Origin of the sequence: Agrococcus sp. TSP3-2-1 (assembly GCF_049897585.1) — a bacterium.
Lineage (GTDB): Bacteria > Actinomycetota > Actinomycetes > Actinomycetales > Microbacteriaceae > Agrococcus.
Genome location: NZ_JAFCWN010000003.1, coordinates 174463 through 200550 on the forward strand (window position 1 = coordinate 174463; position 26088 = coordinate 200550).

The following is a 26088-nucleotide window of genomic DNA, read 5'->3' on the forward strand; positions in this document are numbered from 1 at the left end:
GTGCTGGGGTGCTTCGATCGATCCTGGGGAGATCGACTGCGGTGAGAGTGGCACACCGATTGCTCGCCACGCAACATTCGGGATGCTCAAGGAAACCTCAGGAAAGGGGTGCTCCCTCAGCATTCGTGCGCATCGAGCACGTTCGGCTTGACCGGCAGGCGCGCCACGCGCAGACTTGCGACGCCGTCGCGCCCGCGTCGGCACCGTACCGACGGAGCACGACTGCGCATCCGATCCCGGCCGTGCCCCAGTGGGCGGGTCGACGCGCACGAGCTGCCGATCCTCGCCCCAGTGAGGCCCCATGTCCCCGACAGCCCAGACCGGCGCCGACGATGAGCCGATGCTCGGCCTTCGCGAGCGCAAGAAGCGCCTGACCCGCCGCACGATCGCCGAAGCGGCCTTCGAGCTCTCGCTCGAGCGCGGCCTCGACCACGTGACGATCGACCAGATCGCCGAGCGCGCGTTCGTGTCGCCGCGCACGGTCTCGAACTACTTCCCCTCCAAGGAGGCGGCGGTGCTCGCCGTCGACGGCACCGCGCCGCTCGACCTGCTGCACGGCGTCGAGTCGCGGCCGGCCGACGAGCCCCCGCTGCAGTCGCTGCGCGAGACGCTCGTCGCGCACATGCGCGGCATGAGCAAGGCCGAGGCCAAGGTGCTGCGGCGGCGCGAGGAGCTCATCGACCGGCACCCCACGCTGCAGCTGCAGCGCGCGGCGCAGTACGACGCGTTCGAGGATGCGGTGCGCGCGCTGGTCGCGGAACGCGCCGGCCTCGACGCCGAGGCCGACCGCTACCCGCGGCTCGTCGCCGGCGCCGCGAGCACGGCGGTCAAGACGGCGATGCGCATGTGGATGCACGCCGACGGCGGCGCGAGCGAGATCGCCGAGCTCGTCGACCAGGCGTTCCACGACCTCGAGGCGGGCTTGAGCTCGGCCGAGTGAGCCGGCGGTCGGGCGGCTCGTCGCCTCGGTGGTAGATTGATCGACGCTGCCTCGCGCAGCCCGGCCCCCATAGCTCAGGGGATAGAGCGTCTGCCTCCGGAGCAGAAGGCCGCAGGTTCGAATCCTGCTGGGGGCACCGACAGGCGCTGTCGAAGAAGCACACACCCCGCGCCCCCGCAACACACGGTGGGCGCATCCAGTCGCCAGGACGAAAGCACATAGGGTTTGCCTCATGGGACGACCTCGCCTCCACGATGAGCACTTGCGCCAGCGCCTGCTCGAAGCCGCCACGGATCTGATGGCGGTCGAGGGCCCCGACTTCTCGCTGCGCCCGCTCGTCGCCTCGGTGGGCACCTCCACGTCGGCGGTCTACTCGCTCTTCGGCTCGCGGGGCGAGCTCGTCGAGGCGATCACCGTCCGCGCCGCCCGCTCCTTCGTCGACGCGCAGCACGCGATCGAGGCGGAGGAGCCCGCAGAGCTCGTGCCCGCGCTCGCGCACGCGATGCGCTCGTGGGCGCGCGAGCACTCCGCGATGTTCCAGGTGGTGTTCGGCCGCAGCGAGGACTCCCGCGCCGTCGACGAGGCGCGCGAGAGCACGACCGGCCCGCTGCTGCACGCCGTGACCGCAGCGATCGACGCCGGCACGCTGCACGGCGACCCCGTGACCGCGATGCGCACGATCTTCGCCGGCGTGCACGGCTTCATCACGCTCGAGCTGCTCGGCCTCTACCCCGCCGAGCAGGCCGACGAGCTCTTCGACGCGCTGCTCGCCGCGATCTGGCGCAGCTGGACCTCGCCCGAGGTGCAGAGCGCCGTCGCCTGACGCTTGTCCCGCATACCCCTCGGGGGTATGATGGGCGCATCATGATCGACCACTCGGTGCTTGCTCACCCGGTGCCTGCTCACTCGGTGCACGGCTACACGGCTGACAAGGATGCGCTCCTCAAGCGCCTGCGTCGCGCCGAGGGCCAGGTGCGCGGCGTCGCCCGCATGGTCGACGAGGACGCCTATTGCATCGACATCCTCACCCAGGTGTCGGCCGCGACGAAGGCGCTCGAGACGGTCGCGCTCCAGCTGCTCGAGGATCACCTCGCGCACTGCGTCGCCGAGGCGGCAGAGCGCGGCGGCCCCGTCGCGCAGGCGAAGCTGAGCGAGGCGAGCGCCGCGATCGCGCGCCTCGTGCGGTCGTGACCCCGATCCCCCTCCCCTAGGAAGGCAACCCATGCTGCAGAACATCGAGATCATGTCGACCCCCGCCGAGGCCGAAGCGCAGCCCCAGGCCGGCGGCTGCTGCGGCGGCGCGTGCCACGCGCCCGCACCGGCTGCCGACGGCGCCGTCTCGCAGTCCTTCGAGGTCGAGGGCATGACGTGCGGCCACTGCGTCTCGTCGGTCACCGAGGAGCTCTCGGGCCTCGCCGGCGTCGAGGGCGTCGAGGTCCAGCTCGTCCCCGGCGGCCGCTCGACGGTCACGGTGGCGTCGGATGCGGCACTGCGGGTCGACGACGTGCGCGCGGCCGTGAGCGAGGCTGGCTACACCCTCGTCTGAGTGATGGCTTCGAGAGCGCCGGCTTCCCTTGAGGGGGCCGGCGCTCTTGGTCTCGATACGACCGGCTGCGCCGGTCTACCCGACCAACGGGACAGGGGATACCCCTGGGGGGTATAGTCGTCGCATGGCTGAAGCGCAGATTGTCGAGCTCGAGATCGGCGGCATGACGTGCGCGTCGTGCGCCGGCAGGATCGAGCGCAAGCTCGGCAAGCTGCCCGGCGTCGAGGCGAGCGTCAACTACGCGACCGAGGTCGCGCGCGTGACGCTCCCGAGCGGCATGACCGTCGACGATGCGATCCGCACCGTCGAACAGACCGGCTACACCGCCGCGCTGCCCGCGCCCGAGACCGAGCGCGACGAGCACGGGACGCGCCTCGCGACGCGATTCATCGCATCCGCCGCCCTCGCCGTGCCCGTCGGCCTGCTCTCGATGATCCCCGCCCTCCAGTTCCCCGGCTGGCAGTGGGTCGCGCTCGTGCTGACGCTGCCGGTCGCTGTATGGGGCGCCTGGCCCTTCCACCGCGCCGCCGCGATCAACCTGCGGCACGGTGCCGCGACGATGGACACGCTCATCTCGCTCGGCGTGACCGCCGCGCTCGGCTGGTCGCTGTGGGCGCTCGTGCTCGGCGATGCGGGCCACATCGGCATGCGCATGGAGATGTCGTGGCTCGGCGGGCACGGCGACGAGCTCTACCTCGAGGTCGCCGCGCTCGTGACGGTCTTCCTGCTCGCCGGCCGGCTCATCGAGTCGCGCGCGAAGCGCTCGAACCAGCAGACGATGCGCGCGCTCGCGCGCCTCGGGGCGAAGGAGGTCACGCGCGTCGGCGCGACGGGCGACGAGCGCATCCCGGTGGGGCAGCTCGCGGTCGGCGACCGCTTCCGCGTCGTGCCGGGCGAGAAGATCGCGACCGACGGGGTCGTCGTCGAGGGCGCGTCGGTGATCGACGCGTCGCTGCTCACGGGAGAGTCGCTCCCCGTCGAGGTGACGACGGGCAGCGAGGTGGTCGGCGCGACGATCAACGGCCACGGCATGCTCGTCGTCGAGGCGCGCCGCATCGGCGCCGACACCGAGCTCGAGCGCATCGCTTCGCTCCTGCGGCGCGCGCAGGACGGCAAGGCCGACGTGCAGCGGCTCGCCGACCGCGTCTCGCAGTGGTTCGTGCCCGCGGTGCTCGTGCTCGCGCTCGGTGCGCTCATCGGCTGGATCGTGCTCACCGGCGACGTCGCAGCGGCCTTCACTGCCGCCGTCGCGACGCTCATCATCGCCTGCCCGTGCGCGCTCGGGCTCGCGACGCCGACGGCGCTGCTCGTCGGCACGACGCGCGGCGCCGAGCTCGGCGTGCTCATCCGCGACGCTCGCGTGCTCGAGTCGAGCCGCGGCATCTCGGCGATGCTCGTCTACAAGACCGGCACCGTCACCGAGGGCCGGATGCGCGTCGAGGGCGTCGTCGCGGCTTTCGGCGAGGACGCCGACGAGGCGCTCCGCGTCGCGGCCGCCGTGGAGCGCGCGAGCGAGCACCCGATCGCGCGGGCGATCGCGGCCGCTGCGCCGGACGCGCCGGTCGCGAGCGACGTGCGCGCCGCCCAGGGCGCCGGCGTCGTGGGCGTCGCCGAGGGCCACGCCGTGCAGGTCGGCAAGCCCGCGTGGCTCGCCGACGATTGGGGCGTGTCGATGCCGGGCGAGCTCGCGGATGCGTTCGAGCGCTTCGAGGGCAAGGGCGCGACCGCGCTCGCGGTCGCGTGGGACGGCCGGATGCGCGCCGTGATCGGCGTGCGCGACACCGTCAAGGCGACGAGCCGCGCCGCGGTCGAGCGGCTCGCGGGGCTCGGCGTCGAGGTCGTCATGCTCACGGGCGATCACGAGCGCGCCGCCCGCGCGGTCGCCGACGAGGTCGGCATCGAGCGCGTCATCGCCGGCGTGAGCCCCGCCGAGAAGGTCGACGCCGTGCGTGCCGAGCAGGCTCGCGGCGCGAAGGTCGCGATGGCCGGCGACGGCGTCAACGACGCCGCGGCGCTCGCGGCGGCAGATCTCGGCCTCGCGATGGGCACCGGCACCGACGCTGCGCAGCAGGCCGCCGACATCACGCTCGTGCACGGCGACCTCGCGGGCGCCGCCGATGCGATCGCGCTCTCCCGCCGCACGCTCCGCACCATCCGCGGCAACCTCTTCTGGGCCTTCGCCTACAACGTGCTGGCGATCCCGCTCGCGATGGCGGGCATGCTGAGCCCGCTCATCGCGGGCGCGGCGATGGCCTTCTCGAGCGTCTTCGTCGTGCTGCACTCGCTCACGCTGCGCTGGTTCCGCCCGACGGCGTGAGCGATGCGCGCGGCGTGCAGTTCTGCTCTGGCGCGCCGCGAGCGGCAGGTCTAGCATCGGCGCCACTCGACGCCGTGCCGGCGTCGCGGCTCCTCCGGGGGTGACCATGGCGCGCGAATCGCGATCGGTCGAGGGCGGGAGGTTCCTCGACCTGCCGGGCTTGCGGATGCACGTGGTCGAGGCGGGCTCCGGCACGCCGGTCGTGCTCGTGCACGGCTTCCCGCAGAGCTCGCGCGAGTGGTCGCGCGTGATGCCGCTCCTCGAGCCGCACGCTCGAGCGATCGCGCCGGATCTGCGTGGCGCGGGCCGCAGCGAGGCGCCCGACAGCCCCTACCGGCTCGACACGATGTGCGGCGACCTCGTCGAGCTGCTCGACGCCCTCGCGATCGATAAGGCGGTCGTGGTCGGGCACGACATCGGAGCGCTCGGCGCGCTCGCGCTCGCGATGGACCACCCCGAGCGGGTCTCGCGGCTCGTCGTGCTCTCGATCCCGCCCATGTACCTGAAGATGACGCCGGCGATGCTGCGCTCCGCCCGGTACTTGTGGTTCCAGTACGCGCTCGCCGTGCCGGGCCTCGGCGAGCGGCTCCTCGGCGGCGGCGGGCAGCGGCTGCCGCAGTGGCTCTTCTCGACCTTCGCGGCCCACGGCGGGGTGAGCGAGCGGGATCGCCAGGCGTACGTCGCCCGCCTGCGCGAGCCCGAACGGGCGCGCGCGGGCTCTCGCACCTACCGGCAGCTCGTCGTGCCCGAGTTCATGCGCATCGCGCGCGGCGGCTACCGCGACCGGCTGCCGGCGATACCCACGCTCGTGCTGCTCGGCGCCGACGACCCGGTCGTGCCGCGATCGGCGCTCGAGGGCCTCGATCGCCTCGCCCCGAACATGCGCGTCGACGAGGTGCCGCACGCCGGGCACTGGGTGGTCGACGAGGCGCCTGCCGAGGTGGCCCGCCGCATCCTCGAGTTCGCCGAGCTCGCGCCGACGGTCTGAGCTCGGGCCCGGCTCACCCTGCCGACTGCTCGATCCGCACGAGGTTGCCCGCGGGATCGCGCAGCGCGATGTCGCGCACCCCCCAGAACTGCTCGGTCGGCTCCTGCACGATCTCGACGCCGTCGTGCGCGGCGGCCCGGTCGAAGACGCCGTCGAGGTCGCTCGCCCGCAGGTTGACGCTGCCGAGCTCGCCCTTGGCGAGCAGCGCGGCGATCGCCTCGCCGTCCTGCTCGGAGCGGCCCGCGCGCGGATGGGAGAGGACGATCTGGATGTCGGGCTGCGACTCGAGCGAGAGCGTCACCCAGCGGTAGCCCTCGTTCTCGACCTCGCTCGTGACCGTCATCCCGAGGACGTCGCGGTAGAACCCGACCGCCGCATCCGGGTCGTCGACGATCACGTGCACTGCACTGATGGAGATGCTCATGCGCTCGAGGCTAGGGCCGGCATCGCGCGCCGCGCTTCTCGGAAGATGCTCGACGGGTCGCCCTTGCGCGGTCGCGTGAGCACCATCGCGAGGCAGCCCGGCATGCCGTCGAGCGCCTCGTGCTCGCGCGCGCGGTAGGCGCTCGGCGTCTCGCCCATGAGCTTCGTGAAGCTCGCCGAGAACGAGCCGAGGCTCGAGCACCCGACCCGCATGCACGCATCCGTCACCGACACGTCGCCCGTGCGCAGGAGCGCCGCCGCCCGCTCGATGCGGCGCGTCATGAGGTAGGCGTAGGGCGTCTCGCCGTAGGCCTCGCGGAAGCGGCGGCTGAAGTGCGCTTGCGACATGAGCGCCGTGCGCGCGATCGCGGCGACGTCGAGCGGCCGCGCGAACTCGCGGTCCATGCGGTCGCGCGCCCGCCGGAGGCGCCGCAGCTCGTCGAGGTCGGCCATGCGCCCGCTCACGCCGGGAGCGCGGCGAGGAACTCGGCCACTTGCCGCCGCACGCGGTCGCGGATGCGTCGCACCTCGTCGGTGCCGAGGCCGGCGGGGTCGTCGAAGTCCCACGCCTCGATGCGCTGGCCGTCGCGGAGGTCGAAGGGGTGCTCGATGAGCATCGTGATGATGACGTCGGCGGCGCGGGCGATGTCGTCGGTGACGGGCTTCGGGTAGCTCTCGGCGACCGGGACGCCGTCCTCCTCCATCACGTCGACGACCGTGCGGAGCACCTGGTCGGCGGGATTGATCGCCGCCGAGAGCGCCTCGACCCGGCCGTCGCCGAGCGCGTTGAGGAACGCGGCCGCCATCTGCGAGATGCCGTCGTTGCGGATCGACTCGACGAGCACGCGCACGGGCCTGCTCTCCCCCGGGCCGCCCTCCCCCGCGCCGTCGGCGACCTCGAGCGCGCGCAGCCGATCGGCGGCGAACTTGAGCGCGAGCGCCGGGAGGTGCGTGCGGCTGCGCGCCCCGCGCGCGAGCGTCGCGTGCGACTCGAAGACGATGCGCTCGATGAGGCGCGCGTCGAGCCGGGGATGCGAGTCGGCGAGGTGCCGAGCGCCGCGGCGCAGCGTCTCGTCGGGCGAGTCGGGCCCGCCGGATCGCTCGGTCATGTCGGCTCCTTCGGTCGACGTGGCGACTTCAGGCTAGGCGCGCCGCGCGCCGCCGCTCAAGGCCCCTGGCCGCTGCCGCTTCGCACGCGCACAACGCAAGCCGCGACGGCGAGCTCCGCGGCGGGCGGGCAGCGGGGCAGCCGCGCGCCGCGGATCGCGTCCCGCGGGCTTGCGTTGTGCGCAGGGCTCAGATGACCGGCGCGTGCCGCTCGAGGAACTCGTAGAGCTCCGCGTCGTCGACGCCCGGGTAGGTGCCCGACGGCAGCGGTGCGAGCGTGTGCTGGTGCATGCGCGCCGACGCCCACGAGCGCTGGCGCCACCGCTCCTGCAGGCCGTCGCTCGGGCGGATGCAGCAGCGCTCGTCGGGGCACGTCGACACCTCGCGGAACGCGGTCTGCGCGCCGCGGAAGAACTTCGCGTCGTCGAAGCGCACACCGAAGGAGATCGAGAACTCGCCGTCGGTGCCGGAGCCCGTCTGCGTCGAGCACCAGAAGGTGCCGTTCGGCGTGTCGGTGTACTGGTAGAACTCCGTCGTGCGACTCGTGCGCTCGAACGCCGTGCGGGCGGCGAACTTGCGGCAGACGAGCTGCCCCTCGGCGTGGCCGGATGCGTCGACGGGCACGGGCAGCCCGTCGTTCTCGTAGACGCGCGAGAGCGCGCCGTCCTCCTGCACGCGCAGGAAGTGCACGCGCATGTCGAGGTCGGTCGTCGCGAGGTTCGTGAAGCGCATCGCCGCGGTCTCGTGCGTGACGCCGAACGCGTCGCGGAAGTCCTCGACGGCGAGGTTCCGCTCCTTCTTCGCCTTCCGCAGGTAGTCGACGGCGCGCGAGCGCGGCATGAGCGTCGCGGCGGCGAAGTAGTTGATCTCGAGCCGCTGCTGCAAGAACTGCTGGTAGTCCTGCGGCTCTTGGTGGCCGAGCAGCCGGTGCGCGAGCGCCTGCAGCGCCATCGAGCGCAGGCCGTGGCCGCCGGGGATCGACGCGGGCGGCAGGTAGATGCGGCCGTTCTCGAGATCGGTGACCGAGCGCGTGGAGTGCGGCAGGTCGGTGACGTAGACGAGCTCGAAGCCGAGGCGGGCGGCGATCTCGCTCACGGTGCGGTGCGTGAGGCTGCCGCCCTCGTAGCCGACGGCGCGCAGCTGCTCCTCGGCGAGCTCCTCGATCTCGGGCAGCGAGTTGTTGCGCTCGCGCATCGTGTGGCGCAAGGCCGTCGCGTCGCGGCGGGCCTGCTCGGGCGTCGCGATCGCCTCGCGCGCGCGCCGGTCGAGCTCGCGGTGCAAGCCCACGAGGGCGCCGAGCACGTCGTCGCCCATCGCGCGCGTCGGCCGCACGACCGGCAGCCCGAGCCGCTTGTAGCTCGCGCCCTCCTGCAGCCGCTGCAGGTCGAGCTCCATGCGGCTGCGCTCGCTCGGCGGCTCGGGGTCGAGCAGCTGGCCGGTCGAGACTCCGAGCGTCTCGGCGATCGCCTGCAGGTGGCTGAGCTTCGGCTCGCGGTGGCCGTTCTCGATGAGCGAGAGCTGGCTGCCGGCGAGCCCGATGCGCTCGCCGAGCGCGTCGAGCGTGAGCCCCGTCGCGGTGCGGAAGTGACGGATGCGGTGCCCCAGGACTGCTGCGTCGACCATGCACCCAGCATACGAAAGAAACGTCGATCCTTGCACCGCGCCCGCCGGGGTGCGTCCGACCGAGCGTTCTCAACGCATCCGCCGCCCCGTGAGGCGTGCACGCGCATCGCGATCCGCCTCCGGCGCTGCCATCTGGTGGCCGTGCAGGCGCTCGGCCACCTCGAACGCTTGCTGATCGTGAAGGAATCGCAGAACCTTTGCGGCCGAGCGCGTGCGCAGTTGAGCGCGGCGGAGTTGACTCGAAGCATGACGATCCTCCCTCCCGCGCCGTCCCGCTCCACCTTCAAGACCGTGAAGCCCGCAACGGTGAGCGCGCCCGCCGGCGCCGACCCGGGCGTCGTCTCGTGGGTCGCGTCGATCGCCGAGCTGCTCGAGCCGAAGGACGTCGTCTGGGCCGACGGCTCGCAGGAGGAGCTGCAGCGGCTCATCGACACGATGCTCGACGCCGGCACGATCGTGCCCGTGCCCGCACGGCCGGGCAGCTACCTCGCGCGCTCGAACCCCGATGACGTCGCCCGCATGGAGGACCGCACCTTCATCTGCTCCGAGGACCGGGAGGACGCCGGCCCCACGAACAACTGGCGCGACCCGGAGTCGATGCGCCAGGTGCTCGGCGGCCTGTTCGACGGCGCGATGCGGGGCCGCACGATGTACGTCATCCCCTTCTCGATGGGCCCCGTCGGCGGCCCGATCTCCAAGCTCGGGATCGAGGTCACCGACTCCCCGTACGTCGTCGCATCCATGCACTACATGACGCGCGTCGGCACCGAGGCGCTGCAGGCGATGCACGGCACCGACGACTGGGTGCCCGCCGTGCACTCGGTCGGCGCGCCGCTCGCGGAGGGCGAGGCGGACGTGGCGTGGCCGTGCAACCCCACGCGCTACATCTCGCACTTCCCCGAGACGCGCGAGATCTGGTCGTTCGGCTCCGCCTACGGCGGCAACGCGCTGCTCGCGAAGAAGTGCTTCGCGCTCCGCATCGCGAGCGTGCAGGCGCGCGACGAGGGCTGGCTCGCCGAGCACATGCTGCTGCTGCGCATGAAGCACGAGGACGGCCGCCAGATGCACCTCGCGGGCGCCTTCCCGTCGGCGTGCGGCAAGACGAACCTGGCGATGCTGCAGCCGACGATCCCCGGCTGGACGGTCGAGACGCTCGGCGACGACATCGTGTGGATGCGACCCGGCGACGACGGTCGGCTGTGGGCGATCAACCCCGAGAACGGCTTCTTCGGCGTCGCCCCCGGCACCTCCGAGAAGACCAACGCGACCGCGATGGCGATGATGACGCACGACACGATCTTCACGAACGTGGCGCTCACCGCCGACGGTGACGTGTGGTGGGAGGGGATGACGAAGGAAGCGCCCGAGGGCCTCATCGACTGGCAGGGCCGCCCCTACGACCCGGCCAACGGCCCTGCGGCGCACCCGAACGCCCGCTTCACGGTGCGCGCCGAGCAGGCGCCGTCGATCGCCCCGGACTGGGACGCGCCGCAAGGCGTGCCGATCGACGCGATCATCTTCGGCGGACGCCGCCCCACGCAGGTGCCGCTCGTGCTGCAGGCGCGCGACTGGGAGCACGGCGTCTACGTCGGCGCGACCGTCTCGAGCCAGCAGACGGCCGCGGCCGAGGGCCCGGTCGGCGAGATCCGCCGCGACCCGTTCGCGATGCTGCCCTTCTGCGGCTACAACATGGGCGACTACTTCACCCACTGGATCGACATGGGCCACCGCCTCGGCCGGCACGCGCCGAAGATCTTCTCGGTCAACTGGTTCCGCCGCGACGACGAGGGCGGCTTCCTGTGGCCGGGCTTCGGCGAGAACGCGCGCGTGCTCGAGTGGATCGCGGGCCGCGTCTCCGGCACGGCGGCCGGCGTCGACACCGCGATCGGCGTGCTGCCGGCGGAAGGCGCGCTCAACCTCGAGGGGCTCGACATCGACGACTCGGTCGTCGACGAGCTGTTCGAGATCGACGCGAAGTCGTGGCTCGGCGAGCTCGTCGACGTCGAGGCGTTCTTCGGCCAGTTCGGCCGCGCGCTGCCGACCGGTCTCGTGCGCCAGCTCAACCACGTGCGGTGGCGCCTCGAGCACGTGCAGCAGGCGCAGCCGGTCGGCGTCTGACGCTCGCTCGCTCGCTCAGCGGCGCGGTCTCTGCGGGGGTCGCGCCGCTCGCGTCTGCTGGCGAGCCGCGTCGCGGACCCCACTTCGGCGAGCGGACCCCGGATCTCGGGTCCGCCTGCCGATATGGGGTCCGCGCCGGTTCGCGGCACAGTCCGAAGCGGCGGCGCGCGCGGCAGGGCGCGCGGAGCGCGCTCGATGCGCCACCATGGGGGCGTGCAGCCCAATCCGCTCTACCGCACCGGCGAAGCCGAGGTGCGCGACCTCATCCGCCGCGCGCCGTGGATGCTGCTCGTGTCGCATCCCGCGAACGGGCCCGTCGCATCCCCCTCCCCCGTGCTGCTCGACGAGGCCGCGCCCGAGGGCGAGCTCGCGCTCCTCACCCACCTCGGCCGTGCCGACGCGCGGCTGCACGGGCTGCTGGCGCCGGGCCCGCACGAGATGCTCGTCGTCGCGCAAGGCGCGCACGGCTACGTGTCGCCCAGCTGGTACGTCGGTGCCGACGCCGGCCAGGTGCCGACGTGGAACTTCGAGATGGCGACGATGCGCTGCGACGTCGAGGTGCTCGACGCCGACGCGAACATGCGCACGCTCCAGCAGCTCGTCGCGCACTTCGAGCAGGCGTACGCGCCCGATCGCGGCGTGCGGCTCGACATCGACGACGATGGCAACCGCGGCATGGCGATGGGCACGATCGGCCTGCGGCTCGTGGTGCGCGAGTTCGACGCCAAGTCGAAGATGAGCCAGAACAAGAGCCCCGAGACGCGAGCGAGCGTGCTCGAGCACCTCGACGCATCCAACCCCCCGCTCGCCGAGCGCATGCGCGCGGCCGGAGCCTGACCCCAACGTTCGACTGCGCTCGTGCGTCTCAAGGGGCAGAGGGAGGATCGCGTGGCAGCCAGGTGGGAACTGGTGGTGGCCGAGCTGGTCGCCGAGCGCGGCGATGCGCTCGTGCGGTACGCGATGCTCCTCAGCGGCGATGAGGAGGAGGCGCGCGACATGGTGCAGGACGCGCTCGCGGCGACGTTCGGTCGGCTGCGCAACGGCTTCGAGGTCGAGCAGGCCGAGGCGTACGTGCGGCGGGCGATCGCCAACCGCTTCCTCGACCGCGCGCGCCGCGGGCAGCGGTGGCGCCGCATCGCGCCGCTCGTCGGCGAGCGCGAGCGGCTCGACTCCGGCTCGACGCTCACGGGCGAGCGGCTCGACATGGCCGCGCGGCTGCAGCGCCTCACGCCGCGCGAGCGCGCGTGCATCGTGCTGCGCTACGACGAGGACCGCACCGTCGAGCAGATCGCGACCGAGCTCGGCATCTCGGCGGGCGCGGTGAAGCGGTACCTGTCGGATGCGCTGCAGAAGCTGCGCGGGATCCTCGAGCGCGAGCAGGGTCGCCTGCAGCGCGAAGAGCGGTCGCCGGGAGGGCTCGCGTGAGCGGCGAGGAGGAGCTGCGGCGTCGGCTGCGGGAGCTGCCCGGCCCGCGCGCCGGGCTCGACGTGGATGCGGTGGTCGAGCGGGCGCGGAAGCGGCGGCACCCGAAGGTCGCGGCCGTCACCGCCGCGGTGACGGGCGCCGGCGTGCTCATCGTCGCGCCGTTCGTCGTGCCCGCGCTCTCGCCCATGTCGCCGTCGAGCACCGTCATGTCGGATCGAGGCGCTGGGCCGGAGGCGGCGCCCGAGCAGGCGCCGGCCGAGCAGGACGCTGTCGGCGACACGGGCGCGGCCGGCGCGGCGCAGGCCGCCGAAGCCTGCGCGATCGAGGATGCAGAGGCGGCGCTCGGCGTCGACGTCGCGTTCGAGGGCGACCCGGGCGACGGCGTCGCGGACGTCTCCTTCACCTTCCTCGAGGACGCCACCTTCCAGGTCGACGGCATCGGCGTCGCGCTCGTCGAGCGCGGCACGGGCAGGATCGTCGAGGCGCCCGACCCCGCCGACGCCGCCGTCGAGCGCCTGCGGGGCTCCGCTCGCCACGGCTCGATCGAGGGCGAGGGCGGCGGCACCGACGGGACCGTCATGCTCGGTGTGCCGCTCGTGCTCGCCGCGCCGGTCGCGTGCGGCGGCGGCAGCGACCACGCCGGACCGGCCCCGATCGTCTGGCTCACCGATGCGAGCGGCGCGCAGCGCGTCGTCGTCGGCGACCCGTACCCGATCGGCTGACGGCCCCGTTCGCTGACAGCGGGCGCGCATGGGGGCCAACCCCCGGGCTGACAGACACCTGCGCTGGTTAGACTCGCGAAACGTCGGCATCGCAGGAGTGCCGCAGGCAGGGAGCGCAGATGCAGGTCCGGTTCGTTCGCCCGTTCGCCGTGGTCGCCCTCGGGGCGGCGACGTCGCTGGGGCTCTCCGCCGGCGCGCTCGTCACCGAGGACCCCGTCGACGTCGGCGGCGATCCCTTCGTCGACACGACCGGCGACTACGCGGGCGACGACGCGGAGGTGACGGCGCACCTCGAGGAGGAGAACGCATCCTCCCCCGCCGACGTCTACGTCGTGGTCGTCGACTCCTTCGACGGCATCGAGCGCGGCGACTGGTCGGTGCAGGCCGCGGAGGCCTCGGGGCTCGGCCAGGACGACCTGCTCATCGCCATCGCGATGGACGACCAGCAGTGGGGCTACGCCTACCCCGACGGCTACCCGCTCTCGGAGGCCGAGGTGAACCAGCTGGCGCAGTCGAACCTGCTGCCCGCGCTCGACAACGGCGACGTCGCGGGCGCCGCGATGGGCTTCGGCACCGCGGTCGCGCAGTTCGACCCCTCCTCCGGTGGCGACGGCGGCACGCAGGTGAACGTCGACGGCTCGGCTGTGCTGCCCTTCGTCGCGCTCGTCGGCGGCGCCGCGGTCATCGGCGGCGGCGCGTGGCTCGTCTCGCGCGGCATGCGCTCGCGGAAGAAGAAGCAGGGCGAGATCGCCGCGAAGCAGCAGCAGCAGCTGAGCCTCGACGAGCTCAAGCAGCGCGCCGACATCGCGCTCGTGCAGCTCGACGACACCGTGCAGCAGAGCGAGCAGGAGCTCGCCTTCGCGGGCGCGCAGTTCGGCGAGGATGCGGTGCGTCCGTACCGCGAGGCGCTCGAGAAGGCGAAGGGCGGGCTGCGGGAGGCGTTCGCGCTCCAGCAGCAGCTCGACGACGCCTTCCCCGACACCGATCAGGAGCGGCACGAGTGGTCGAGCCGCATCCTGCAGATCGCCGAGGGCGCGGGCACGGAGCTCGCGAGCCACGCTGGCTCGTTCGAGCAGCTGCGCGACCTCGAGCGCAACGCCCCGCAAGTGCTCGAGGCGGTCGCGCAGTCGCGGCAGTCGCTCGACGGCCGCATCGCGAACGCGCGCGCGATCCTCGACCGGCTCGACGACGTGCACTCCGGCTCGTCGATCGATCCCGTGCGCGAGAACATCGCGGGCGCCGAGCGGCAGCTGCCGAACATCGACCAGTCGATCGCGGCGGGCCGCGAGGCGGTCGCCCGCGGCGACGGCGCGGCCGCGGCGCTCGCGGTGCACGCCGCCGAGGCGGCGCTCGCGCAGTCCTCGGGGCTGCTGGCGGCCGTCGAGCGCGCCGAGCAGGACCTCGGCAACTCCGCGCAGCAGCTGCGCGGGCTCGTCGAGGACTCGATCGGCGACATCGCCGCCGCGAAGACGCTCCGCAGCACCGATCGCGTCGACCTCCGCCCGCTCATCCAGCACGTCGAGCAGCAGGTCGAGCTCGCGCAGCGCCGCCCGACCGACACCCTCGCGGTGCTCGCGAACCTGCAGCGCGCCAACCAGCGCCTCGACGAAGCGACCGCGCAGCTGCGCGAGGGCGGCATGCAGCTCGAGCGCCAGCGCACGAGCCTCGACCGCTGGATCGGCTCGGCCCGCGCGAACATCGACCGCGCCGAGGACTACATCCACACGCGCCGCATCGGCGTCGGCATGCACGCGCGCCAGCTGCTCGCGACCGCCCAGCAGGAGCTCGCGCAAGCGCTGCGGCTCGCGCAGCACGATCCGGCGACGGCGATGCAGTATGCGCAAGCCGCGTCGCAGCACGCCGAGCAGGCGATGCAGGATGCGTCGGGCGACGTCGGCGGGTGGGGCGGCATGGCGCAGAACCCCTACTACCGCGGAGGCGGCGGCGGCCGCGGGCAGGACATGCTCACGGGCGGCCTGCTCGGCTACATCCTGGGCGACATGCTGAACGGCTCGAACCACGGCGGCGGCTTCGGCGGCTTCGCGGGCGGCTCGGGCGACGGCGGCGGCGGCGGCCTCGGCGACCTCTTCTCCGGCGGCGGCGGTGGCTTCGGCGGGGGCGGCGGGGGCGGCTTCTTCGGCGGCGGCTTCGGCGGCTTCTCCGGCGGCGGCGGCGGCTTCGGCGGCGGCGGAGGCGGCTTCGGGGACTGAGCCGGCACCCGCGCGGGCTCCCCGCGCTCGCGAGCCGACGCATCCACTCATCACTTGCAGAGCATGACCAGACGACAATCGATCAGAGGCCGCCTCGGCGGCAGTGCAGGAAGGAACCCCATGTCCAAGCAGTCCATCCTCGGCCGCATCGCGCAGCTCGCGAAGGCCAACATCAACGCGATCCTCGACCAGGCCGAGGACCCGCAGAAGATGCTCGACCAGATGGTGCGCGACTACACCAACTCGATCGCCGAGGCGGAGGCCGCCATCGCGCAGACGATCGGCAACCTGCGCCTGCAGGAGCAGGACTACCAGGAGGACGTGCGCGCCGCCGAGGACTGGGGCCGCAAGGCGCTCGCCGCCTCGCAGCGCGCCGACCAGCTGCGCGCCGAGGGCAAGCCCGACGCCGAGAAGTTCGACAACCTCGCGAAGGTCGCGCTCGGCAAGCAGCTGCAGTCGGAGCAGGAGGCGCGTGCCGCCGAGCCGTCCATCCAGTCGCAGAACCAGGTCGTCGACAAGCTCAAGACCGGCCTCGACACGATGAAGCAGAAGCTCGACCAGCTGAAGTCGAAGCGCTCCGAGCTCATCGCGCGCGCGAAGGTCGCCGAGGCGCAGTCGCAGGTGCACGACGCCGTCAAGTCGATCGACATCCTCGACCCCACGAGCGAGATCGGCCGCTTCGAGGAGAAGATCCGCCGCGAGGAGGCGAAGGTGATGGGCCAGCAGGAGCTCGCCGCCTCGACGCTCGACGCGCAGTTCGAGGCGCTCGAGGACGTCGGCCGCCAGACCGAGATCGAGGCGCGCCTCGCCGCGCTCAAGCACGGCGGCTCGGCGAACCAGGGCCAGCTCGGCGCCGGTGGCAGCTCGACGCAGAGCGAGGGCGACCACGTCGAGGCGGAGGTCGTCGACCGCTGAGTCGGCGCTGCGTCGCGGCCTTCGGACTCGAGGGGGTGGGCTGCGGCCCGCCCCCTCGTCGTCTGCGGGCGGGGCGAGCGGATGCGCCGGGTCGAGTCAGGCGCGCGCGCGGACGGCGGCGCGGTAGACCGTCTCGAGCTCGAGCGCGACGTCCTCCCAGTCGCGGCGGTTCGCGGCCCGGCGACCGGCGAGGCCGAGCTCGAGCGCGAGCTCGGTGTCGCCCAGGATCGCGTCGACCGCATCCGCCCACTCCTCGGGGTCGCGGCTGTCGATCAGCACGCCGGTCTCACCGTCGATGACCGACTCGCACAGCCCGCCGACGCGCGCGGCGACGACCGGGGTGCCGCACGCGGAAGCCTCGAGCGGCACGAGGCCGAACGACTCGGTGTGGCTCGGCACGACGACGACGTCGGCGGCGTCGAGCAGCTGCGCGAGCGCGTCGCGCTCGAGGCTGCCGATGTGGCGCACGCGGCCCTCGACCCCCACCTCCCGCGCGATGTCGTGGAGCGACTCGAGGTAGCGCTCGTCGCCCGGCACCGCGTCGCCCGCGATGACGAGCACCACGTCGGGCAGGTGCTCGAGCATGCGCACGGCGAGGTCCTGCCCCTTGAGCGGCTGCACGCGGCCGACGACCGCGACGAGGCCCTGCTCGGGCAGCACGCCGAGCCGCGCGCGCAGCTCGAGCCGCGCGGGGAGCGGGCCGGGCTGGAACCGCTGCGCGTCGACCGCGGGCGGCACGAGCCACACCCGCTCGGCGCTCGCGCCGACCCCGTCGCACAGCACGTCGACCTCGGCGCGCGAGACGGCCGCGATCGCGTCGACCTGGCCGGCGAGGTAGCGCTCGGTGAGGAGCCGCCGCTCGGGCTCGGGCCGGTCGCCCTCGGCGACACGACGGTTCTTCTCCGCCGCGAGCGTGTGGAAGGTCTGCACGATCGGCATGCCGAGCGAGAGCGAGACGGGCAGCGCCGCGAGGCCCGAGAGCCAGTAGTGCGCGTGGATGACGTCGTAGGGCACGCTCGCGGTGAGCGCCGCGCGCTCGAGCTGCTCGCCGAACGCATCCGCGAGGTTCGGCAGGTCGTGCTTGCGGACGATGCCGCCACCGGTGTCGAGAGCGCGGAGCGTCACGCGCGGCGCGATCGTCTCGGCGTGCTCGGCGCCCGGGGAACGCGTGAAGAGGTCGACGTCGTGGCCGTGCGCCGCGAGGGCGAGCGCGCTCTCGAGCACGACGACGTTCATGCCGCCCGCGTCGCCCTTGCCGGGGCGGTCGGCGGGCGAGGTGTGCATCGACACCATCGCGATCCTCACGGCGTCGGCCTCGACGCGCCGCCCCGCCTGCCGCCGCGACGGCCCGGGGAGGCCGTGCTGGGCGAGACGCGGGTCATGGGCTCAGCGTATCGGCGCGCTATCGTCGGCCGCATGGCCGTCCGTCGCTCCCCGCTCGCCGCAGTCGGCGCCCGCGTCGGCGCGCTCGGCCGCTCGCTCGCCGGTCCCGCCTTCCGCGCGGTCACCGCGAGGCCCGTCGCGGCGGCGGGCCACCGCATCGCGACCGAGACGGCGCGCCTCTGGGGGCGGATGCTCGGCGGCGAGGAGCGGCAGGTGGGCGAGCTCACCGTCATCTCGGGGCTGCCGCCCTGGGCGTTCGGCCGCGGCGGCACGACGGTCGGCGCGACGTTCCTCACGCGGAGCGCGACGAGCCCGGACATCCTCGCGCACGAGGACGTGCACCGCCGGCAGTGGGAGCGCTACGGGCTGTGGTTCATCCCGATGTACTTCGCCGCTGGCCTCGACGGGCTGACGAACAAGTGGGAGATCGAGGCGGGGCTCGAGCGGGGCGGCTATCTGCCGAAGCGGAGCGCGCAGCCTCGCCCGCTCGTCGAGTAGGCGCCGAAGGCGCCGCATCGAGACGATCTAGATACGCGCGCTTCGCGCGCTGCTCGATCAACGGGTGGGGCGGCGGAGGGGACGGGGCTACTGAGCCATCTGCGACACGACGCGCTGCTCCCACGGCACGCGGCGCTCGAGCTGGCGGCCGATCGCGAGCAGCGTCGCCTCCTCCCCCGGCCGGCCGATGAGCTGCACCCCCATGGGGAGCCCGTCGGCCATGCGGTGCACGGGCAGCGCGATCGCGGGCAGGCCGGTGAGGTTGACGAACGACGTGTGCGGCGTGTGCAGCACCTGGTGCCGGAAGTCGGCCTCGCCGTCGTCGATCGGGTACCAGTCGAGCGGCCGGGGCGTGAGGGCCGTGGCGGGCGTGAGCACCGCATCCCACGGCGCGAAGGCCGCGAGCACGCGCCGCTCGAAGTCCGTCGCCCACAGCTGCGCCCTCGCGAGCCCGCCCGCGGTGAGCGCATCGCTCGACTCGACGATCCAGCGCGCGAGGGGCTCGAGCCGATCGCGCTCCTCGACGGGGATGGGGATCGTCGCCGCACCGCCTCGCCACAGGTCGGTGAACGCCTCGGGGTACCCCGCCGCATCCGGCATCGCCACCTCGCCGACCTCGTGCCCGAGCCGCTCGAGCAGCGCGACCGTCTCGGCGACCGCCGCAGTGGCCTCCGGGGCGATGCGGATGTCGTCGCTCGAGTCCCAGGGCGTGCCGCCCGTCATGACGGCGATGCGGTAGCGGCCCTCGCCGCGCATCGCCGCCGCGAGGAGCGAGCCGTCGTCGTGCTCGGGCGAGCGGAGCACGAGCTCGTGCGGCGCGACGCCGTTGACGCGGCCGATCAGCGCGTCGGTGAGGAGCGCGACGTCGATGACCGAGCGGGCGATAGCGCCGGCGGTCGCGAGCCCGCCGACCTGCCCGACGCCGCCCTGCGCGGGGATGCGGCCGCGCGTTGGCTTGAGGCCGACGAGCCCGCACGTCGCGGCGGGGATGCGGATCGAGCCGCCGCCGTCGGAGCCGGGCGCGAACGGCAGCAGGCCCTGCGCGACCGCGGCCGCGGCGCCGCCCGAGGAGCCGCCCGCGTGCAGGTCGGGCCGACCGGGCAGCGTCGTGAATCCGTGCAGGGCGGAGCGGGTGTAGCCGGCGAAGCCGAACTCGGGCGACGCGGTGCGGCCGAGCACGACGCCGCCGCCCGCATCGAGCACGCGCGGCAGCGGATCGGTCGCCTCGGCGACCGTGCCCTCGAGCCAGCGGCTGCCCATGTCGGCGGGCTGTCCCTCGCGCAGCGAGAGCGCCTTGTCGGCGAACGGCAGTCCGTGGATGATCCCGGTGCGGTCGTCGGCGTCGTCGACCTCGCGCGCGCGGCGGAGCGCGAGCTCCGGGTCGACGTGCACGAAGGCGTTCGCCTCGTCGAGCCGCTCGACGCGGTCGAGGAAGTGTCTCGCGACCTCGACGGCGCTCAGCTCGCGCGCGTGCAGCAGGCGCCAGAGCTCGAGCGCTCCGAGCTCGTGGATCGCGCTCACCCGAAGTACCGGTTCGCTCGTCGCTGCAGGCGCTTCCGCTCGGTGCGCTCGCGCATCTGGTCGCGGGTGGCGTAGTTCGTCAGCTCCCGGAAGGGATCGCGGCCGACGACGTGCGGCGGCTCCTCGAGGATCGCCGAGATCGCCCGCTCGAGCTCCCAGTACTCGCCGATGCGCGTGCCCTGGCCGGGGTTGATGTGCCGCAGCCGCGCCTCGAAGCGCAGCTCGCCCTTCACCTCGATCTGGGTGACGAAGCCGCGCGTCGCGCCCGAGACCGTCACCATCCAGAAGCCGGGGCCGAGATCGGTCACCGTCGCGTGCGCATCGCTCGCCGCTGCAGCCGCGGCCGCCGCCGCGTCGGCGCGCTGCCGGGCGTCGCGCCAGGCCTCGAAGTCGTTCACGGCTCCCATCGTGGCACCCGTCGCCGACACGGGCTCCGTCGCGCCGATCACGCGCGCGGCTGCCGCGACCGCTCGACGATGCCGGCGAGCACCGCGGCGCCCTCCGCCGCGCCGTCGACGGTGACGGCGAGGCGGCTGCCGTCGCGCGTCGTGACGACGATGCCCGGCCCCTTGCGCAGCACGATCGCGACCTGGCCCGGCAGTCCGCGATAGCCCCAGTCGACGGCCCGGATGCGCTCGGTGGCGATGGTGCGCAGCGGGACCGGCAGGAGCGCCCCACGGACGCGGACCGCCTCGCCGTCGATCGACACCCGGATGCGCGCCATCGTGAGCAGCACGAGGGGCGCGAGGAGCACGAGCAGCCACGCGCCGAGCACCGCCTCCTCGGCGCGTGGCTGCCTGCAGCGTCGCGCCGACCGAGGCGATGAACGCGCCCGCGAGCATGCCGCTCACCGCGGCGAGGCACGAGAGCAGCATCGCGCGCAGCCGCCCGTCGATCGTCACTGCGGCGAGCACGAGGGCGACGGTGAGCATCGCGCTCGTCGCGACGAGCAGCCAGGTCGCCGTCGGGATCGTGGCCGAGAAGCCGTCGGCTACGTCGGCGCCCGACCAGTGGTCGCGATGACCTCCGGCAGCCGCGGCGCGAGCGAGAGCCACGTCGAGGCGATCGCGAGCGGTGGCAGCGCGAGCACGAGCGCGGCGAGCCAGATGCGGAGGCGGGGCGACATGGTCGTCCCATCCTGGCGGATGCGCGCGTCGGCGGCGCGCGGAGGTCAGGAGCGCGGGCCGCGACGCCGCACCGCGAGCGCGACCGCGATGAGCGCGACGAGCGCGCCGGTGAGCGCGACGACGGGCACCCCGCCGGGCCGCAGCTGCACGAGCGAGAAGAGGGCGAGCGCGAAGAGCGTCGCGCCGGCGACGACGAGGGCTCCGGCGATCCACGGGTTGTAGTGGCGGCGGACGCCCGCGCGGGCGACGATCACGGCGCCGATGGTCGGCACGCCGAGCAGCAGGCCGTAGACGAAGCCCACGGGCGAGCCCTGCAGCTCGGGAGCGATCGCGGCGACGAGGCCGATGCCGACGACGACGCTCAGGCCGAGCGCGATGAGCGCGACCGTGAGCGTGCCGATCGCGAAGCTCGTGCGAGCCCGGTAGCGCGTCGCTGCCATGCCCTGCCTCCCCCGCGGTCCGTGCGGCCGCTGGCGACAGCATCGCCGAGGCGACGGGGCTTCCGCAACGATGTTGCGGAATTCCTCGGCGCCGGGCTTCCTCGCGCAGGGCTTCCCCGGCTCAGGCCCCGTCGGGGATGCGCCAGTCGACCGGCGGCGCGCCCTGCGCGACGAGCGCCTCGTTGACGCGCGAGAACGGGCGCGAGCCGAAGAACCCGCGACGTGCGCTGAGCGGCGAGGGGTGCGCCGAGACGATCGTCGGCACGCCCTCGAGCAGCGGCGCGAGCGACTGCGCCTTGTTGCCCCACAGGATCGCCACGAGCGGCGCGCGCGAGCCGTCGGGCCGCCGGCGCGCGACGAGCGCGCGGATCGCGGCCTCCGTCACGCGCTCCCACCCCCAGCCCCGGTGCGAGTCGGTGACCCCCGCCTGCACCGTGAGCACGCGGTTGAGCAGCAGCACGCCCTGATCAGCCCATGCCGAGAGGTCGCCGTGCGGCGCCGGCTCGAGCCCCAAGTCGTCGTGCAGCTCGCGGTAGATGTTCACGAGCGATCGCGGCAGCGGCCGCACGTGCCGCTCGACGGCGAACGCGAGCCCGATCGAGTGGCCGGGCGTCGGGTACGGGTCCTGCCCCACGACGAGCACCCGCACGTCGTCGAGCGGCCGTCGGAAGGCTCGCAGCACCGCATCGCCCGGCGGGAGGTACGGCCGCCCATCGGCGACCTCGGCGCGCAACCGCTCGCCCAGGTCGTGCACGACATGCTCGACCGGGCGGAGCGCATCCGCCCACGCTTCATCGATCCGGCCCGGGCCGACGAGCTCGTCGAGCGGCTCCGTCATGCGCCGAGCACGGCCACCGAGACGCGCTCGGAGTCGGCCTCGCGCTCGGCCGCCCAGACGCTCCCCTTGCCCGCGACGACGAGGCCCCCGGCGCCGATGACGAGCGACGTGCACTCGTCGATCGCGACGACCCGGTCGGCGAGGCCCGCGTGCACGATCGCGACGGCGCGCGAGAGGTTGCCGTACTGCGCCGCGTGCACGTCGACGACGAGGTCGACGAGGCCGAGGCCCGCGTCGAGCGTGACCTCGTCGAGCTGCTCGCTGCTCGCCTCGGGGCAGACGGGCACGCCGCCGATGCGCCAGCCGCCGAGCAGCGCGACGTCGCCCGCGATCATCGCGCCCGCCGAGTAGCCCGCGTAGGGGAGCCCTGAGGCGACGAGGCCGCGGATCGTGTCGGCCGCCGGCATGATCGCGCGGTGGTAGCCGGGCGTGAGCCCGCCGCCGACGAAGATGCCGTCGGCGCTGCCGAGGTCGGTCGGGCGCAGCTCGCGGTCGGGGCCGAGCTGCACGATGCGCACCTCGCCCGCGCCGAGCTTCGTGAGGTCGTCGCGGTAGTCGCCGTGCCAGCGCTCGCCCTCCGCGGCGTCCTCCGCCCACAGCACGCATGCGATGACGGGCGGCACCTCGGCGCGCTCGCGGGCCTCGGCGACGAAGCGGCCAGTCCAGGCCGACTCGTCGTCGGCCCAGCCGCCGCCCAGCAGGTGGATGCTCATGCCCCCATCCTCCCCCATCGTCTTCAACCGGACAGCCGGTGGGGCGAGGACATATGCGTCGCGCCCTCCCGGCTATCCGGTTGAAGATGCCTCAGAGCGCCGAGAAGGCGTCGTCGAGGATCTCGAGGCCGCGGCGCGCGTCGTCGTCGCCCATCACGAGCGGCGGCACGACGTGGATGCGGTTGTCGGTCGTGAACGGCACGTAGCCGCGCTCGAGCAGCGACGACTTGAGGCTCGCGACGACGGATGCGTCGACGGGCTCGCGCGAGCCGCGATCGGTCACGAGGTCGAGGGCCCAGAAGCAGCCGCGACCGCGCGCCTCGCCGATGATCTCGTGCCGCTCGGCGAGCTCGCGGAGCCCGGGACCGAGGATGTCGGCGCCGAGGTGGGCGGCGTGCTCGACGATGCCCTCCTCCGTCATCGCGTCGATCGTCGCGACGATCGAGGCCGCCGCGAGCGGGTGGCCCGCGTAGGTGAGCCCGCCGGGGATCGCGCGCTGCTTGAACGTCTCGAGCACGCGGTCGCTGATGATGACGCCGCCGACCGGCACGTAGCCGGAGTTCACGCCCTTCGCGAAGGTCACGAGGTCGGGCTTGACGCCGTCGTGCTGGTGCGCGAACCAGTGCCCCGTGCGGCCGAAGCCCGCCATCACCTCGTCGAGGATGAGCACGATGCCGTGCTCGTCGGCGATCGCGCGCAGCCCCTGGAGGTAGCCGGGCGGCGGCACGAGGATGCCGGCGGTGCCGGGGAGCCCCTCGACCATGATCGCCGCGATCGTCGACGGTCCCTCGGCCTCGATGACGCGCCGCATGTGCTGGAGCGCGCGCTCCGACTCCTGCTCCTCGGTCTCCGCCCAGAACTCGGAGCGGTAGAGGAACGGCCCGAAGACGTGCACGTGGCCGGTCGCGAACTCGTTGCCGATGCGGCGCGCATCGCCCGTCGCGTTCACGGCGGCGCCGGTGTTGCCGTGGTACGAGCGGTAGTGCGAGACGACCTTGGCCCGCCCCGTGTGCACGCGAGCCATCCGGATCGCGTTCTCGACCGCATCCGCCCCGCCGTTCGTGAAGAAGACGGCGGCCATGTCGTCGATCTTGGAGAGGATGCGCTCGGCCGCCTCGCCGCGGACGAGGTTCGTCGTGGCGGGCGCGACGGTCGCGAGCTGCGCCGCCTGCCGCTGGATGGCCTCGACGACCTTGGGGTGCGAGTGGCCGATGTTGGTGTTGACGAGCTGGCTCGAGAAGTCGAGGTACTCGCGGCCGTCGTAGTCCCACAGCCGCACGCCCTCGCCGCGCGCGACGGTGAAGGGGTTGGTCGAGCCGTGCTTCGACCACGAGTGCAGGATGAGCGGGTCGAGCTCGCGGGCACGGGCGCCGTCGGCGGGGTCGAGATCGAGCTCTGGCATGCGGTGCTCCTTCACGTGGTCCGAGGGTGCTCTCACCGTAGCGGGGTGGTGCCGATGCGCGGCCTGGGGCGCGGCTCGACACAGGGGCGGACGTCTCGGGTGGTCTCGATGCGCGGCGTGCGGCCGCGGCTCGGCCAGCGGGGAGGAGTCATGGGGCTTCGTCACCGGAACCGCGCGTCTGCCTCCTCCGCACGCTGTATCAGGAGTATGATCCATAGTGCGAATGTCGCGACCGGAAGCGAGGCGTCATGAGCCGATCCATCGAAGATGCGGAGCTTCGTGCCGCGGAAGAGGCGCTCGGCAAGCTCTCCAAGGAGCAGGTGGTGCGACTCGTCAGGGCGACCCCAGCCGACCGCAAGCGCGACGTGCTGTTGGCCCTGCGACAGGAGTCCTCCAGGGCACGGATCCTCGCCGGAGTAAGCGCGATCGATGTCGCCGTGTCCAGCGCCGCGTCGATCGAGCCGGCGAAGCGCGCCGATCTCGTGCAGCGCTTCTTCGATCTTGTGGTGGCAGCCGAGGAACAGGGTGGCGGCGACGAGCTCATCTCCGCCGTCCTCAGTGAGTCCGCGGCCGCCATCGCGGAGCGTCAACCGGTGGGCGGGGCGCTGACCGCCGATCAGGCGAAGTTCCTCATCGAATCGCGCACGCTCTCCCAAGAGAGCCTCGCCGACATCGAGCAGAGGCTACGGGAAGGTGAGCTCGCGAAGCGCGAGCGCATGACTCGCATCGCCGCAATCTCCAACTCCCTCACTGCGGATGAGGTTGCGGAGCGTCTTGGGATCTCCGCCTCGCGCGTGCGGCATCGTCAGGCCGCAGGGCTGCTGTACTCCTTCCTCTCCGGCGGCAAGCGCCGTTATCCGTCGTGGCAGTTCACCGACGCGCCGCAGCAGCCGGTACTGCCCGGGTTGCCGGCGATCGTCGACGCGATTCCCGAGGAGATGCACGCGGCGAGCGTGCGCGGCCTGATGGAGACTCCCCAGGAATCGCTGCGCGTCGATGGCGCATCCGTCACGCCCGTGGAGTGGCTGATCTCCGGTGGTTCCTCAAAGGATGTCGTCACGATCCTCGGCAGCTTCCTGCAGTCGTGACAGCGTCCGACTCGGCCTCGAAGGTCCCCGAATTCCCGCCACCCACGTTCACGACCGACAGCTCGCATCGACGCATCCACCGGGGTCTGCTCTGGCGCATCTATCGGACGGAAGGGGCGCATGCGCTGACGTGGGATGGGATGCGCCACTTCGGTCCGTTGCCCGGGATGCGGTTCGATCCTCATCCTCCTCAGCAGGGTGTGCATCCGCGATCAGGTGTCATGTACGCGGCCACCGATGCCGTCACGCCCTTCGGCGAGGTGTACCAGTCGCTGCGGGTGATATCGCGTCGTGAGGGCGGGCCAGCAGTCGTCGCCTGGGAGCCGTCCAGGGAGTTGGTGCTGCTCGACCTGACGACCAACTGGCCGGTGCTGAACGGGGCGTCCGCGGCTCTCATGATGGGAGAGAAGACGCATACGCAGACGTGGGCGCGTGCGATCGACTTCCGACTCGGGCGCGACTTCGACGGGCTGTACTCGCTCTCATCCATCACCGGGAAGCCGATGGTGACGCTGTTCAGTCGAACCGAGCGCGTTCCCGCCTTTCCCGCGCGTCCTCGCTTCCACGCGATGCTCACCGATCCGGCAGCCGACTATCTCGTGCAGCTGGCCGTCGACGACCTCGGCTACGACGTGCTCTGAGCTCGGCGTGCGTTCCCGGGCGTTCGATCGGCAGTGAGTAGGCCGCGCCGATCGTAGAGCCGGACGGTGGCCGGTGCGACGTCCGCGACCGCGACGATCTCGT

At 73.1% G+C, this 26088-nt stretch carries 30 protein-coding genes and 1 tRNA gene; 17 read left to right on the top strand and 14 right to left on the bottom strand.

Translation table 11 applies throughout. From position 1 onward, the window contains the following. Positions 1-301: 301 nt before the first annotated feature. The 7 genes from ACP7BI_RS05560 (at position 302) to ACP7BI_RS05590 (ending at position 5791) form a co-directional block, all read left to right on the top strand. The gene (locus tag ACP7BI_RS05560; RefSeq protein ID WP_425844275.1) at positions 302-940 is read left to right on the top strand and encodes a TetR family transcriptional regulator; all 639 of its coding nucleotides are present in this window, start codon (positions 302-304) and stop codon (positions 938-940) included. 63 nt (positions 941-1003) lie between these two features. Continuing rightward, a tRNA-Arg gene (locus ACP7BI_RS05565) sits at positions 1004-1076 on the top strand. A 96-nt stretch (positions 1077-1172) separates the two neighbouring features. Further along, complete coding sequence (locus ACP7BI_RS05570; protein WP_425844277.1) at positions 1173-1763, top strand: TetR/AcrR family transcriptional regulator; 591 nt, start codon at positions 1173-1175, stop codon at positions 1761-1763. A gap of 86 nt (positions 1764-1849) precedes the next feature. Next, positions 1850-2131, top strand: a complete 282-nt coding sequence (locus tag ACP7BI_RS05575) for a metal-sensitive transcriptional regulator (RefSeq protein WP_425844574.1) — start codon at positions 1850-1852, stop codon at positions 2129-2131. A 31-nt stretch (positions 2132-2162) separates the two neighbouring features. Then, positions 2163-2486, top strand: a complete 324-nt coding sequence (locus ACP7BI_RS05580; protein WP_425844279.1) for a heavy-metal-associated domain-containing protein — start codon at positions 2163-2165, stop codon at positions 2484-2486. A gap of 124 nt (positions 2487-2610) precedes the next feature. Continuing rightward, positions 2611-4803: a heavy metal translocating P-type ATPase gene (locus ACP7BI_RS05585; protein ID WP_425844281.1), complete on the top strand. Its 2193-nt coding sequence runs from the start codon at positions 2611-2613 to the stop codon at positions 4801-4803. A 106-nt stretch (positions 4804-4909) separates the two neighbouring features. Further along, the gene (locus ACP7BI_RS05590; RefSeq protein ID WP_425844283.1) at positions 4910-5791 is read left to right on the top strand and encodes an alpha/beta fold hydrolase; all 882 of its coding nucleotides are present in this window, start codon (positions 4910-4912) and stop codon (positions 5789-5791) included. A gap of 13 nt (positions 5792-5804) precedes the next feature. On the opposite strand, the gene ACP7BI_RS05595 is transcribed toward ACP7BI_RS05590, so the two are convergent. From ACP7BI_RS05595 to ACP7BI_RS05610, 4 genes are all read right to left on the bottom strand, one after another. Next, a complete protein-coding gene (locus ACP7BI_RS05595; protein WP_425844284.1) occupies positions 5805-6215 on the bottom strand; it encodes a VOC family protein in 411 nt (136 codons plus the stop codon). After that, positions 6212-6667 carry a helix-turn-helix transcriptional regulator gene (locus ACP7BI_RS05600; protein WP_425844575.1) on the bottom strand — a complete coding sequence of 152 codons (456 nt, stop codon included), beginning with the start codon at positions 6665-6667 and terminating at the stop codon, positions 6212-6214. The genes ACP7BI_RS05595 and ACP7BI_RS05600 overlap by 4 nt, the downstream gene beginning before the upstream one ends. A gap of 8 nt (positions 6668-6675) precedes the next feature. Further along, on the bottom strand, positions 6676-7323 hold the full coding sequence (locus tag ACP7BI_RS05605; RefSeq protein WP_425844285.1) for a three-helix bundle dimerization domain-containing protein: 648 nt from the start codon (positions 7321-7323) through the stop codon (positions 6676-6678). Between the two features lie 187 nt (positions 7324-7510). Further along, on the bottom strand, positions 7511-8944 hold the full coding sequence (locus ACP7BI_RS05610; RefSeq protein ID WP_425844286.1) for a helix-turn-helix domain-containing protein: 1434 nt from the start codon (positions 8942-8944) through the stop codon (positions 7511-7513). A gap of 246 nt (positions 8945-9190) precedes the next feature. On the opposite strand from ACP7BI_RS05610, the gene ACP7BI_RS05615 reads away from it, so the two are divergent. The 6 genes from ACP7BI_RS05615 (at position 9191) to ACP7BI_RS05640 (ending at position 16334) form a co-directional block, all read left to right on the top strand. Next, positions 9191-11062, top strand: coding sequence for a phosphoenolpyruvate carboxykinase (GTP) (locus ACP7BI_RS05615; protein WP_425844287.1), 1872 nt, complete (start codon positions 9191-9193; stop codon positions 11060-11062). Positions 11063-11275: 213 nt separating this feature from the next. Then, a complete protein-coding gene (locus tag ACP7BI_RS05620; protein WP_425844288.1) occupies positions 11276-11899 on the top strand; it encodes an FMN-binding negative transcriptional regulator in 624 nt (207 codons plus the stop codon). Between the two features lie 75 nt (positions 11900-11974). Then, the gene (locus ACP7BI_RS05625; RefSeq protein ID WP_425844289.1) at positions 11975-12487 is read left to right on the top strand and encodes a sigma-70 family RNA polymerase sigma factor; all 513 of its coding nucleotides are present in this window, start codon (positions 11975-11977) and stop codon (positions 12485-12487) included. Further along, positions 12484-13209 carry a hypothetical protein gene (locus ACP7BI_RS05630; RefSeq protein WP_425844290.1) on the top strand — a complete coding sequence of 242 codons (726 nt, stop codon included), beginning with the start codon at positions 12484-12486 and terminating at the stop codon, positions 13207-13209. The genes ACP7BI_RS05625 and ACP7BI_RS05630 overlap by 4 nt, the downstream gene beginning before the upstream one ends. A 119-nt stretch (positions 13210-13328) precedes the next feature. After that, positions 13329-15419, top strand: a complete 2091-nt coding sequence (locus ACP7BI_RS05635; protein ID WP_425844292.1) for a TPM domain-containing protein — start codon at positions 13329-13331, stop codon at positions 15417-15419. A gap of 120 nt (positions 15420-15539) precedes the next feature. Next, the gene (locus tag ACP7BI_RS05640; RefSeq protein ID WP_425844293.1) at positions 15540-16334 is read left to right on the top strand and encodes a PspA/IM30 family protein; all 795 of its coding nucleotides are present in this window, start codon (positions 15540-15542) and stop codon (positions 16332-16334) included. A 96-nt stretch (positions 16335-16430) separates the two neighbouring features. On the opposite strand, the gene ACP7BI_RS05645 is transcribed toward ACP7BI_RS05640, so the two are convergent. Next, on the bottom strand, positions 16431-17627 hold the full coding sequence (locus ACP7BI_RS05645; protein WP_425844294.1) for a glycosyltransferase: 1197 nt from the start codon (positions 17625-17627) through the stop codon (positions 16431-16433). Between the two features lie 123 nt (positions 17628-17750). Between ACP7BI_RS05645 and ACP7BI_RS05650 the strand changes: the two genes are divergently transcribed. After that, complete coding sequence (locus ACP7BI_RS05650) at positions 17751-18215, top strand: hypothetical protein (RefSeq protein WP_425844295.1); 465 nt, start codon at positions 17751-17753, stop codon at positions 18213-18215. A gap of 87 nt (positions 18216-18302) precedes the next feature. Here ACP7BI_RS05650 and ACP7BI_RS05655 read toward each other — a convergent pair whose 3' ends face one another. The 3 genes from ACP7BI_RS05655 to ACP7BI_RS05665 are packed head-to-tail and all read right to left on the bottom strand — an operon-like array spanning position 18303 to position 20511. Further along, positions 18303-19736 carry an amidase gene (locus ACP7BI_RS05655; protein WP_425844297.1) on the bottom strand — a complete coding sequence of 478 codons (1434 nt, stop codon included), beginning with the start codon at positions 19734-19736 and terminating at the stop codon, positions 18303-18305. Beyond that, on the bottom strand, positions 19733-20134 hold the full coding sequence (locus ACP7BI_RS05660; protein WP_425844298.1) for a hypothetical protein: 402 nt from the start codon (positions 20132-20134) through the stop codon (positions 19733-19735). The genes ACP7BI_RS05655 and ACP7BI_RS05660 overlap by 4 nt, the downstream gene beginning before the upstream one ends. A 47-nt stretch (positions 20135-20181) precedes the next feature. Continuing rightward, positions 20182-20511, bottom strand: coding sequence for a hypothetical protein (locus ACP7BI_RS05665; protein WP_425844299.1), 330 nt, complete (start codon positions 20509-20511; stop codon positions 20182-20184). Between the two features lie 14 nt (positions 20512-20525). Here ACP7BI_RS05665 and ACP7BI_RS05670 point away from each other — a divergent pair, with 14 nt between their 5' ends. Further along, positions 20526-20759 carry a hypothetical protein gene (locus ACP7BI_RS05670; protein WP_425844301.1) on the top strand — a complete coding sequence of 78 codons (234 nt, stop codon included), beginning with the start codon at positions 20526-20528 and terminating at the stop codon, positions 20757-20759. Here the strand turns inward: ACP7BI_RS05670 and ACP7BI_RS05675 are convergent. The 5 genes from ACP7BI_RS05675 to ACP7BI_RS05695 form a co-directional block, all read right to left on the bottom strand. Next, positions 20728-20862 (bottom strand): hypothetical protein, encoded by a 135-nt coding sequence (locus tag ACP7BI_RS05675; protein ID WP_425844302.1) that lies wholly within the window; start codon positions 20860-20862, stop codon positions 20728-20730. The genes ACP7BI_RS05670 and ACP7BI_RS05675 overlap by 32 nt on opposite strands. A gap of 45 nt (positions 20863-20907) precedes the next feature. Then, positions 20908-21303 (bottom strand): hypothetical protein, encoded by a 396-nt coding sequence (locus tag ACP7BI_RS05680; protein ID WP_425844303.1) that lies wholly within the window; start codon positions 21301-21303, stop codon positions 20908-20910. Positions 21304-21424: 121 nt separating this feature from the next. Beyond that, complete coding sequence (locus ACP7BI_RS05685) at positions 21425-22141, bottom strand: uracil-DNA glycosylase (RefSeq protein ID WP_425844304.1); 717 nt, start codon at positions 22139-22141, stop codon at positions 21425-21427. Continuing rightward, positions 22138-22854 (bottom strand): Type 1 glutamine amidotransferase-like domain-containing protein, encoded by a 717-nt coding sequence (locus tag ACP7BI_RS05690; RefSeq protein WP_425844305.1) that lies wholly within the window; start codon positions 22852-22854, stop codon positions 22138-22140. Before ACP7BI_RS05690 ends, ACP7BI_RS05685 begins: the two co-directional genes overlap by 4 nt. A gap of 91 nt (positions 22855-22945) precedes the next feature. Continuing rightward, entirely contained in the window at positions 22946-24256 is a 1311-nt protein-coding gene (locus ACP7BI_RS05695) for an aspartate aminotransferase family protein (RefSeq protein ID WP_425844306.1), read from the bottom strand. Between the two features lie 248 nt (positions 24257-24504). Here ACP7BI_RS05695 and ACP7BI_RS05700 point away from each other — a divergent pair, with 248 nt between their 5' ends. After that, on the top strand, positions 24505-25344 hold the full coding sequence (locus tag ACP7BI_RS05700; RefSeq protein WP_425844307.1) for a hypothetical protein: 840 nt from the start codon (positions 24505-24507) through the stop codon (positions 25342-25344). Then, positions 25341-25985, top strand: a complete 645-nt coding sequence (locus tag ACP7BI_RS05705) for an RES domain-containing protein (RefSeq protein ID WP_425844309.1) — start codon at positions 25341-25343, stop codon at positions 25983-25985. The genes ACP7BI_RS05700 and ACP7BI_RS05705 overlap by 4 nt, the downstream gene beginning before the upstream one ends. Here the strand turns inward: ACP7BI_RS05705 and ACP7BI_RS05710 are convergent. Further along, the gene (locus ACP7BI_RS05710) at positions 25970-26083 is read right to left on the bottom strand and encodes a MerR family DNA-binding transcriptional regulator (RefSeq protein ID WP_425844577.1); all 114 of its coding nucleotides are present in this window, start codon (positions 26081-26083) and stop codon (positions 25970-25972) included. The two genes, ACP7BI_RS05705 and ACP7BI_RS05710, sit on opposite strands and share 16 nt — an antisense overlap. Positions 26084-26088: the final 5 nt, after the last annotated feature.

What these genes read in the sequence shown, in the direction of transcription:
- ACP7BI_RS05600 (WP_425844575.1), bottom strand. Translation starts at nt 6,667, where the DNA reads ATGGCCGACCTCGACGAGCTGCGGCGCCTCCGGCGGGCGCGCGACCGC.
- ACP7BI_RS05595 (WP_425844284.1), bottom strand. Translation starts at nt 6,215, where the DNA reads ATGAGCATCTCCATCAGTGCAGTGCACGTGATCGTCGACGACCCGGAT.
- ACP7BI_RS05680 (WP_425844303.1), bottom strand. Translation starts at nt 21,303, where the DNA reads ATGGCAGCGACGCGCTACCGGGCTCGCACGAGCTTCGCGATCGGCACG.
- ACP7BI_RS05645 (WP_425844294.1), bottom strand. Translation starts at nt 17,627, where the DNA reads ATGGTGTCGATGCACACCTCGCCCGCCGACCGCCCCGGCAAGGGCGAC.
- ACP7BI_RS05590 (WP_425844283.1), top strand. Translation starts at nt 4,910, where the DNA reads ATGGCGCGCGAATCGCGATCGGTCGAGGGCGGGAGGTTCCTCGACCTG.
- ACP7BI_RS05605 (WP_425844285.1), bottom strand. Translation starts at nt 7,323, where the DNA reads ATGACCGAGCGATCCGGCGGGCCCGACTCGCCCGACGAGACGCTGCGC.
- ACP7BI_RS05640 (WP_425844293.1), top strand. Translation starts at nt 15,540, where the DNA reads ATGTCCAAGCAGTCCATCCTCGGCCGCATCGCGCAGCTCGCGAAGGCC.
- ACP7BI_RS05585 (WP_425844281.1), top strand. Translation starts at nt 2,611, where the DNA reads ATGGCTGAAGCGCAGATTGTCGAGCTCGAGATCGGCGGCATGACGTGC.
- ACP7BI_RS05675 (WP_425844302.1), bottom strand. Translation starts at nt 20,862, where the DNA reads ATGTCGCCCCGCCTCCGCATCTGGCTCGCCGCGCTCGTGCTCGCGCTG.
- ACP7BI_RS05610 (WP_425844286.1), bottom strand. Translation starts at nt 8,944, where the DNA reads ATGGTCGACGCAGCAGTCCTGGGGCACCGCATCCGTCACTTCCGCACC.
- ACP7BI_RS05695 (WP_425844306.1), bottom strand. Translation starts at nt 24,256, where the DNA reads ATGCCAGAGCTCGATCTCGACCCCGCCGACGGCGCCCGTGCCCGCGAG.
- ACP7BI_RS05615 (WP_425844287.1), top strand. Translation starts at nt 9,191, where the DNA reads ATGACGATCCTCCCTCCCGCGCCGTCCCGCTCCACCTTCAAGACCGTG.
- ACP7BI_RS05635 (WP_425844292.1), top strand. Translation starts at nt 13,329, where the DNA reads ATGCAGGTCCGGTTCGTTCGCCCGTTCGCCGTGGTCGCCCTCGGGGCG.
- ACP7BI_RS05690 (WP_425844305.1), bottom strand. Translation starts at nt 22,854, where the DNA reads ATGAGCATCCACCTGCTGGGCGGCGGCTGGGCCGACGACGAGTCGGCC.
- ACP7BI_RS05700 (WP_425844307.1), top strand. Translation starts at nt 24,505, where the DNA reads ATGAGCCGATCCATCGAAGATGCGGAGCTTCGTGCCGCGGAAGAGGCG.
- ACP7BI_RS05560 (WP_425844275.1), top strand. Translation starts at nt 302, where the DNA reads ATGTCCCCGACAGCCCAGACCGGCGCCGACGATGAGCCGATGCTCGGC.
- ACP7BI_RS05685 (WP_425844304.1), bottom strand. Translation starts at nt 22,141, where the DNA reads ATGACGGAGCCGCTCGACGAGCTCGTCGGCCCGGGCCGGATCGATGAA.
- ACP7BI_RS05650 (WP_425844295.1), top strand. Translation starts at nt 17,751, where the DNA reads ATGGCCGTCCGTCGCTCCCCGCTCGCCGCAGTCGGCGCCCGCGTCGGC.
- ACP7BI_RS05570 (WP_425844277.1), top strand. Translation starts at nt 1,173, where the DNA reads ATGGGACGACCTCGCCTCCACGATGAGCACTTGCGCCAGCGCCTGCTC.
- ACP7BI_RS05580 (WP_425844279.1), top strand. Translation starts at nt 2,163, where the DNA reads ATGCTGCAGAACATCGAGATCATGTCGACCCCCGCCGAGGCCGAAGCG.